The sequence below is a fragment of the Mycobacterium sp. TH-M15 genome (assembly GCF_057473705.1).
Window position 1 is genome coordinate 1 of the sequence record NZ_JBYCLB010000581.1, and the last position, 7,058, is coordinate 7,058.

Genomic DNA, 7,058 nt, shown 5'->3' on the forward strand with positions numbered 1-7,058 from the left:
TGCAGGAGCTGCAGCAGGATCTTGCCGCCCGCCTCGTGCACGGCGCCGGTGATCCGGCGGTGCCGCCGCGCGTCGCCGGTGGTGACCATCTGGGCGGCGAACGGCAGCAGCCAGCCGGCCTTGTTCGGTGCGTAGCCGCCGGTGACGATCAGGCCGACGCCGCCGCGGGCCCGTTCGGCGAAGTACTCGGCCAGCCGGCCGAGGTCGCCGGCACGGTCTTCCAGCCCGGTGTGCATCGAGCCCATCACCACCCGGTTGCGCAGTGTGGTGAACCCGAGATCCAGCGGGGCGAGCAGGTTCGGGTACGGGTTGGTGCTCATAGCGCCGCCTTCACTTCGTCGAGCCAGTCGATCGCGCTCTCCTCGGCCCGGATTCCGCCGCGCAGCACCAGGTACTGGTGCAGACCGGTGCCGGACAGCGAAGCCGGATCGGGGAACTGGCGTTTCTCCAGGTCGCGGTAGAGGTCTAGTCGGGCGGCCCGCTCGAGGCGCAGCGCGACGGTCTGATCGCGTACCGCCGCCGCGTCGCCGTAGCCGGCGGCGCGCACTTTGACGGCCAGGTCACGCAGCCGGGCGTCGGCGATCGAGCTGCCTCGGCCGGACCGGCCCTGCTCGAGTGGCGCCGCGACCCAGCGGGCGAGCTCCCGTCGGCCGATTTCGGAGACGGTGTAGACCTTCTTGTCCGGCCGGCCGTGCTGCACCACCGGCGTGACGTGTACCCAGTCGTCGGCCTCCATCGACCGCAGCGTCCGGTAGATCTGCTGGTGGGTGGCGCTCCAGAAGTAGCCGATCGACCGGTCGAAGCGGTGCGCGAGCTCGTAGCCGGAGCCGGATTGCTCGCACAACGAGACCAGGATGGCGTGCGGGAGTGCCACGGCGGCAGCTTAGGCACAGCCGAGCCATATATGCAACTAATTGCACTGCAACTATGCGACTAGCGACGTGGGGCCGTCCGGCTCCGCGGCGCCACCGACTACCATCGGGTGCCGTGCAACGGGGAGTCTCGGCGTCGCTGCCGGATTTCCCGTGGGACACCCTGGCCGACGCCGCGGCGCTGGCCCGCTCCCACCCCGGCGGGATCGTCGATTTGTCCGTCGGCACCCCGGTCGACCCGGTTGCCCCGGTGATCCGCGACGCGCTGGCCGCCGCCGGCGAAGCCGCCGGCTACCCGGCCACCGCCGGCACCCCGGCGCTGCGGGCATCGGCGGCCGGCGCGCTGCAGCGCCGCTACGGCGTCACCGCGCTGGCCGAGTCCGCGGTGCTGCCGGTGATCGGCACCAAAGAGCTCATCGCCTGGCTGCCCACGCTGCTCGGCCTGGACGCCGAACGGGTGGTCGCCATCCCGGAGCTGGCCTACCCGACCTACGAGGTGGGCGCCCGGCTGGCCGGTGCGACGGCGGTGCGGGCGGAGTCGGTCGCCGCGCTGGACGCGGCCGGCCCGGCGCTGGTGTACCTGAACTCGCCGAGCAACCCGACCGGGCGGGTGCTGGACGCCGACGAACTGCGCGCGCTGGTGACCTGGGCGCGGGCCCACGACGCGCTGCTGGTCTCCGACGAGTGCTACCTGGGGCTGGGCTGGGACGCCGAACCGGTGTCGGTGCTGCATCCGTCGGTCTGCGCCGGGGACCACACCGGTCTGCTGGCGGTGCACTCGCTGTCGAAGACGTCGTCGCTGGCCGGGTACCGGGCCGGTTTCGTCGCCGGGGACGCCGGGCTGGTGGCCGAGCTGCTCGCGGTGCGCAAGCATGCCGGGATGATGGTGCCGACGCCGGTGCAGGCCGCGATGGTCGCCGCGCTGGACGACGACGCCCACGAGCGGGTGCAGCGGGACCGCTATGCCGCGCGTCGGGCCGCCCTGCTGCCGGCGCTGCGGTCGGCCGGGTTCACCGTCGACTTCTCCGCGGGTGGGCTGTATCTGTGGGCCAGCCGCGGCGAGCCGTGCCGGCGCACCGTCGACTGGCTGGCGCACCGCGGCATCCTGGTGGCGCCCGGAGAGTTCTACGGCCCCACCGGATCCGAGCATGTTCGGGTGGCGCTGACCGCCACCGACGAGCGGATCGCCGCCGCGGTCGACCGGCTGGGCTCGGGCGGGCGGTAGCGCCAACCGTGCGGATTCACGCCGAGGTCGCCGATGCGCTTGGCCGCCGGGCGACCGGTTGTCGCGCTGGAGAGCACGATCATCGCGCACGGCCTGCCGCGGCCGGACAACCTGCGGATCGCCCGCGAGATTGAGAACGTGGTGCGCTCGGCCGGCGCGGTCCCGGCCACATGCAGGTCTTCGATGGCGAGCCGGTCGTGGGTCTTGACCAGCCGGTTGGAGACCTGGTGGAGGAAATGGCGGCGGCGGTTGGCGACGTGGTGGTGATGCCGGGCCAGCTGGGCGGCGGCATCGCGGCGGTTGTGTGATCCTTTCTGTTTGCGGGACAACGATCTGGCCAGCCGGCGCTGCTTTGCGCTACCGGCGGCCAGGGCTTTTGGGGTGTCGGTGATGCGGATGGTGTCGGCGCCGTCGGCGTGGGCGGCGACGACGAACGCGGCCAGGCCCCGGTCAACCCCGGCCCAGCCGGCGGTATCACCATCGCAGCGTGGCCGGTGGTGGTGGGTGGGGTGTAGCTCGGCGGCTTCGATGTTGAGCGCCACCCACCAATGCCCGGCCACACCGACGGTATCGACGGTGAATGTTCGTCCGGCGTCCTCGGTTTTCTTCCACGCGTTGAACGTGTTGATCAGGTCAAAGCCCGTCCACGGAACGTCGATGTCCGGATCGGCGCGGCGGGCGGTCCAGTCGGTTTTCACCAGGCGCAGGCACTGGTTGAACGCGCCGCACCCGCACACGAGGGCGTCCTGATCCTCAGCCAGATCGCCCTACTCCTGCGGCGCCTCGACCGCAGCCAGTTGTTCGACACTCTTTAGACGACGCCGCCTTGCAGCGCATCGCAACCGGCGCGGCCGTGAAGGTCAGCCTCTGGGATGTCGCGGCGCTGGCGGCCCGGGGCGGGGACGGCGCGACGACGGTCGCCTCGACCGCGCATCTCGGCGCGGCGACCCGCATCACCGTCTTCGCCACCGGCGGGCTGGGCGGCGTGCACCGGGGGGCGCGGGACAGCTGGGACGAGTCGGCCGACCTCACCACCCTGTCGCGAACCGGGGTGCTGGCGGCCTCCTATGACGCCCTCGGCAACGACCTGCACGCCGCCATCAACACCCACAGCCAGCTGATCCGCGGCCAGGCCGGCGACGCCGAGAGAGGGCGGCCAGAGAAGAGACGAGACAGCACAGAAGAGACGAGGCAGCAAGGCATCTCAGCGCGGTGCGGTGAGTTTGCGTAGGACGCGGACATCGTTTTCGAGTCGGTCGAGCATGAGGGCGGTTTCGGTGGGTGTGCCGCGTTCGGCGGTGAGCCGCTGCAGGATCCAGTCGCGTACGAGGGTTGATGCTGGCACGCCGTGGGCGTTGGCCAGGGCGTGGAGTTCGGCGAGTTCGTCAGGGTGCTTTCGTTGACCCGTTGAACGTGGGAGAGCATCGTGCGTGGCAGGTCTGCGGGCTGGACAAGCAGGGCCGTGCTGGTGTTTGCGGAAGGCGGTGATCTGCCGCGGCCGTCCGATGAGGTGGCCGAGCTGCTCGGGATTGCGGCGGCCTGGCGCTCGCACAGCAGGCCAAGGCCGGCGCCCTGGTGCAACCAGATACCGACGTGCGTACCCGGCACGTCCGGCGCATTCTGGGTTATGGACACGATCACGCCACTGCCGGTCAACGAGCCGGTGCACGACTACGCGCCCGGCTCCCCGGAGCGGGTTCGGCTTCGTACCGCGCTGACGATCCTGGCCGAGCGACCGCGCGAACTGCCGCATGTCATCGCCGGGGACCACCGAATGGGCGACGGCGAGCGGATCGACATCGTCCAGCCGCACCGGCACGCCGCCCGGCTGGGTACCCTGACCAACGCCACCCGCGACGACGCGCAGGACGCGGTCGAAGCGGCGACCGCCGCCAAGAAGGCTTGGGCGGCAACCCCGTTCGAGGAGCGCGCCGCGGTCTTTCTGCGCGCGGCCGACCTGCTGGCCGGCCCGTGGCGGGAGAAGATCGCCGCGGCCACCATGCTCGGCCAGTCCAAGACCGCCTACCAGGCCGAGATCGACGCGCCGTGCGAGCTGATCGACTTCTGGCGGTTCAACGTCGCGTTCGCCCGCCAGATTCGGGCCCAGCACCCGATCAACGTCCCCGGGGTGCGCAACAGCACCGACTACCGCCCGCTGGACGGGTTCGTCTACGCGATCACCCCGTTCAACTTCTCCGCCATCGCCGGCAACCTGCCGACCGCGCCGGCGCTGATGGGCAACACGGTGATCTGGAAGCCGTCGATCACCCAGACGCTGGCCGCCTACCTGACCATGCGGCTGCTGGAGGAGGCCGGGCTGCCGCCGGGGGTGGTCAACCTGCTCGCCGGCGACGGGTATGCGGTCTCCGATGTGGCGCTGGCCGATCCGCGGCTGGCCGGGATCCACTTCACCGGGTCGACGGCCACCTTCCGCGGGCTGTGGCGACGGGTGGCGGAGAACATCGACCGGTACGTGAGCTATCCGCGGCTGGTGGGGGAGACCGGCGGCAAGGACTTCGTGGTGGCGCATACCTCGGCCCGGCCGGACGTGCTGCGCACCGCGCTGATCCGCGGCGCGTTCGACTACCAGGGCCAGAAGTGCTCCGCCGCGTCGCGGGCGTTCGTCCCGCACTCGATGTGGCAGCGGATGGGTGACGACCTGCTGACTGCCACCGCGGAGCTGCGCTACGGCGACATCACCGACCTGACCAACTTCGGCGGGGCGCTGATCGACGAGCGGGCGTTCGCCAAGAACGTCGCCGCGATCGAGCGCGCGAAGGACACCGCCGGCGTCACGATCGCGGTCGGCGGCGAATACGACGACAGCGTCGGCTATTTCGTGCGGCCCACGGTGCTGCTCTGCGACGACCCGGCCGACGAGGTGTTCCACCGGGAGTACTTCGGCCCGCTGCTGGCGGTGCACGTCTACCCCGACGACGACTACCGGCGCATCCTCGAGGTGGTTGACGCCGGGTCGGCCTATGCGCTCACCGGTGCGGTCATCGCCGAGGATCCTGCCGCGGTGCGGCAGGCCCAGGATCGGCTGCGATTCGCCGCCGGCAACTTCTACGTCAACGACAAGCCGACCGGGGCGGTGGTGGGGCAGCAGCCGTTCGGTGGGTCGCGCGGCTCCGGCACCAACGACAAGGCCGGTTCGGCGCTGAACCTGCTGCGCTGGACGTCGGCGCGGACGATCAAGCAGAACCTCGCCCCGCCGACCGATCACCGCTACCCGCACATGGCGGCCTAAGGCACCGGCGCCGGCCCGGCGCAGCCCGAGGTCAGAATCCGGGCGATCGCGTCGTGCTCGGCCTGGGTGACCCAGAGACCGTAGGCGGCCTTGACGTCGACGATCCGGGAGACGTAGGTGCAGCGGTACGCCTTGTTCGGCGGCAGCCAGGTGGCGGCGTCGCCGTCGCCCTTCGCCTCGTTGACCGCGCCCTCGGTCGCCTGCAGGTTCGCCGGGTCGTTGGCGAAGTTGCGCGCGGTGAGCTCGTCCCACTGCTGAGCGCCTTTCTGCCAGGCGTCGGAGAGCGGCACGACGTGGTCGATCTGCACCAGCCGCGAGCTGCTCCGGCCGCGGTGGAAGTCGACGGTGTCGCCGGTGTAGGGGTCGGCCAGGACGCCGGAGAGCACGACGCAGTCGTCGGTGCCCGGCTTGAACTCGATGTCGACCAGATCCCGGCGCAGGATGTCGTTGCGGGTGTCGCAGCCGTTATGGCCGTCGGGAACCGTGACGTCGTCATCCCACGCCTTACCGAAAAACGCCCGGTCGTAACCGGTCTTCGGGGCGCGGCCCTTGATCGGCAGGGTGTCGAGTTTGGCCAGCTCCGGGTTGGCCGGTCCGGGGCCGCCGATCGGGTCGGCCGGCGTCACGGCCAGTGCGAGCAGGGCCAACGCACCGGCGACGACGACCGTGGTGATCGACGCTCGCCAGTGCCTCATGCCCGGTGATTTTATCGGCGGACTCCGACAGGTCCGGGCACCGCGATGCACGGCGATGAACGGCCGTCAAATTCAGCGTACGATCGTCGTTTATAAACGCTGGTCGCCCTCACGCACGTCGTCCGCGGGCTACGGTCGCGGCGAGAGGCGTCCGATCGAGTACCTGATTGGGAGCACCGCGTGAGCATCCTCAGCGCCCCTCGGACACTGGCACCGTCTCGCCCCTACCCGCCGCGACTCGGCCCGAAAGGGTCGTTCTTCTACAAGGCGCTGACCACCACCGACCACAAGGTCATCGGGGTCATGTACATGGTCACCACCATGACGTTCTTCCTGATCGGTGGGCTGATGGCGCTGCTGATGCGCACCGAGCTGGCCGCGCCCGGGCTGCAGTTCCTCTCCAACGAGCAGTACAACCAGCTGTTCACCATGCACGGCACCATCATGCTGCTGCTGTACGCCACCCCGATCGTCTTCGGCTTCGCCAACCTGGTGCTGCCGCTGCAGATCGGCGCCCCCGACGTGGCCTTCCCGCGGCTGAACGCGTTCTCCTATTGGTTGTTCCTGTTCGGCGCGCTGATCGCCCTCGCTGGTTTCATCACCCCGGGCGGGGCTGCCGACTTCGGCTGGACCGCCTACACCCCGCTCTCCAGCGCGGTCCACAGCCCGGGCGCCGGCGGCGACCTGTGGATCGTCGGCCTGGCGGTCAGCGGTCTGGGCACCATTCTGGGCGCGGTCAACATGATCACCACCGTGGTCTGCATGCGCGCGCCGGGGATGACGATGTTCCGGATGCCGATCTTCACCTGGAACATCCTGATCACCTCGATCCTGGTGCTGATCGTCTTCCCGCTGCTGACCGCCGCGCTGTTGGGGCTGGCCGTCGACCGGCATCTGGGCGGGCACATCTACGACGCCGCCAACGGCGGGGTGATCCTGTGGCAGCACCTGTTCTGGTTCTTCGGCCACCCCGAGGTCTACATCGTGGCGCTGCCGTTCTTCGGGGTCGTCAGCGA

The 7,058-nt window shown here is 70.4% G+C and carries 6 protein-coding genes and 2 pseudogenes; 4 read left to right on the forward strand and 4 right to left on the reverse strand.

Features of this window, described 5'->3' with window-relative positions:
* Both AC2VNT_RS14295 and AC2VNT_RS14300 read right to left on the reverse strand, forming a co-directional pair.
* On the reverse strand, positions 1–320 hold a 320-nt coding region (locus tag AC2VNT_RS14295), incomplete at its 3' end, for an oxidoreductase (RefSeq protein WP_486947485.1).
* Complete coding sequence (locus tag AC2VNT_RS14300; RefSeq protein ID WP_486947486.1) at positions 317–874, reverse strand: PadR family transcriptional regulator; 558 nt, start codon at positions 872–874, stop codon at positions 317–319. The genes AC2VNT_RS14295 and AC2VNT_RS14300, both read right to left, overlap by 4 nt.
* A gap of 113 nt (positions 875–987) precedes the next feature.
* Between AC2VNT_RS14300 and dapC the strand changes: the two genes are divergently transcribed.
* Complete coding sequence (gene dapC, locus AC2VNT_RS14305; protein WP_486947487.1) at positions 988–2,097, forward strand: succinyldiaminopimelate transaminase; 1,110 nt, start codon at positions 988–990, stop codon at positions 2,095–2,097.
* Here the strand turns inward: dapC and AC2VNT_RS14310 are convergent.
* Positions 1,998–2,795, reverse strand: a complete 798-nt coding sequence (locus AC2VNT_RS14310; RefSeq protein ID WP_486947488.1) for a transposase — start codon at positions 2,793–2,795, stop codon at positions 1,998–2,000. The genes dapC and AC2VNT_RS14310 overlap by 100 nt on opposite strands.
* A 125-nt stretch (positions 2,796–2,920) precedes the next feature.
* Between AC2VNT_RS14310 and AC2VNT_RS14315 the strand changes: the two are divergent.
* Positions 2,921–3,328, forward strand: a pseudogene (locus AC2VNT_RS14315) (pseudouridine-5'-phosphate glycosidase); the annotation flags it as partial.
* Between the two features lie 396 nt (positions 3,329–3,724).
* Positions 3,725–5,347: an L-glutamate gamma-semialdehyde dehydrogenase gene (gene pruA / locus AC2VNT_RS14320; RefSeq protein WP_486947489.1), complete on the forward strand. Its 1,623-nt coding sequence runs from the start codon at positions 3,725–3,727 to the stop codon at positions 5,345–5,347.
* On the opposite strand, the pseudogene AC2VNT_RS14325 reads toward pruA, so the two are convergent.
* Positions 5,347–6,042: pseudogene (locus AC2VNT_RS14325) on the reverse strand (HNH endonuclease family protein); the annotation flags it as partial. The gene pruA and the pseudogene AC2VNT_RS14325 sit on opposite strands and share 1 nt — an antisense overlap.
* Before the next feature lie 180 nt (positions 6,043–6,222).
* Between AC2VNT_RS14325 and AC2VNT_RS14330 the strand changes: the two are divergent.
* Positions 6,223–7,058 (forward strand): cytochrome c oxidase subunit I (locus tag AC2VNT_RS14330; RefSeq protein ID WP_486947490.1); only part of this gene is annotated, 836 nt, incomplete at its 3' end.

Excerpts from the sequence above, each read along its gene's own strand:
- pruA (WP_486947489.1), top strand. The coding sequence starts at position 3,725 with ATGGACACGATCACGCCACTGCCGGTCAACGAGCCGGTGCACGACTAC.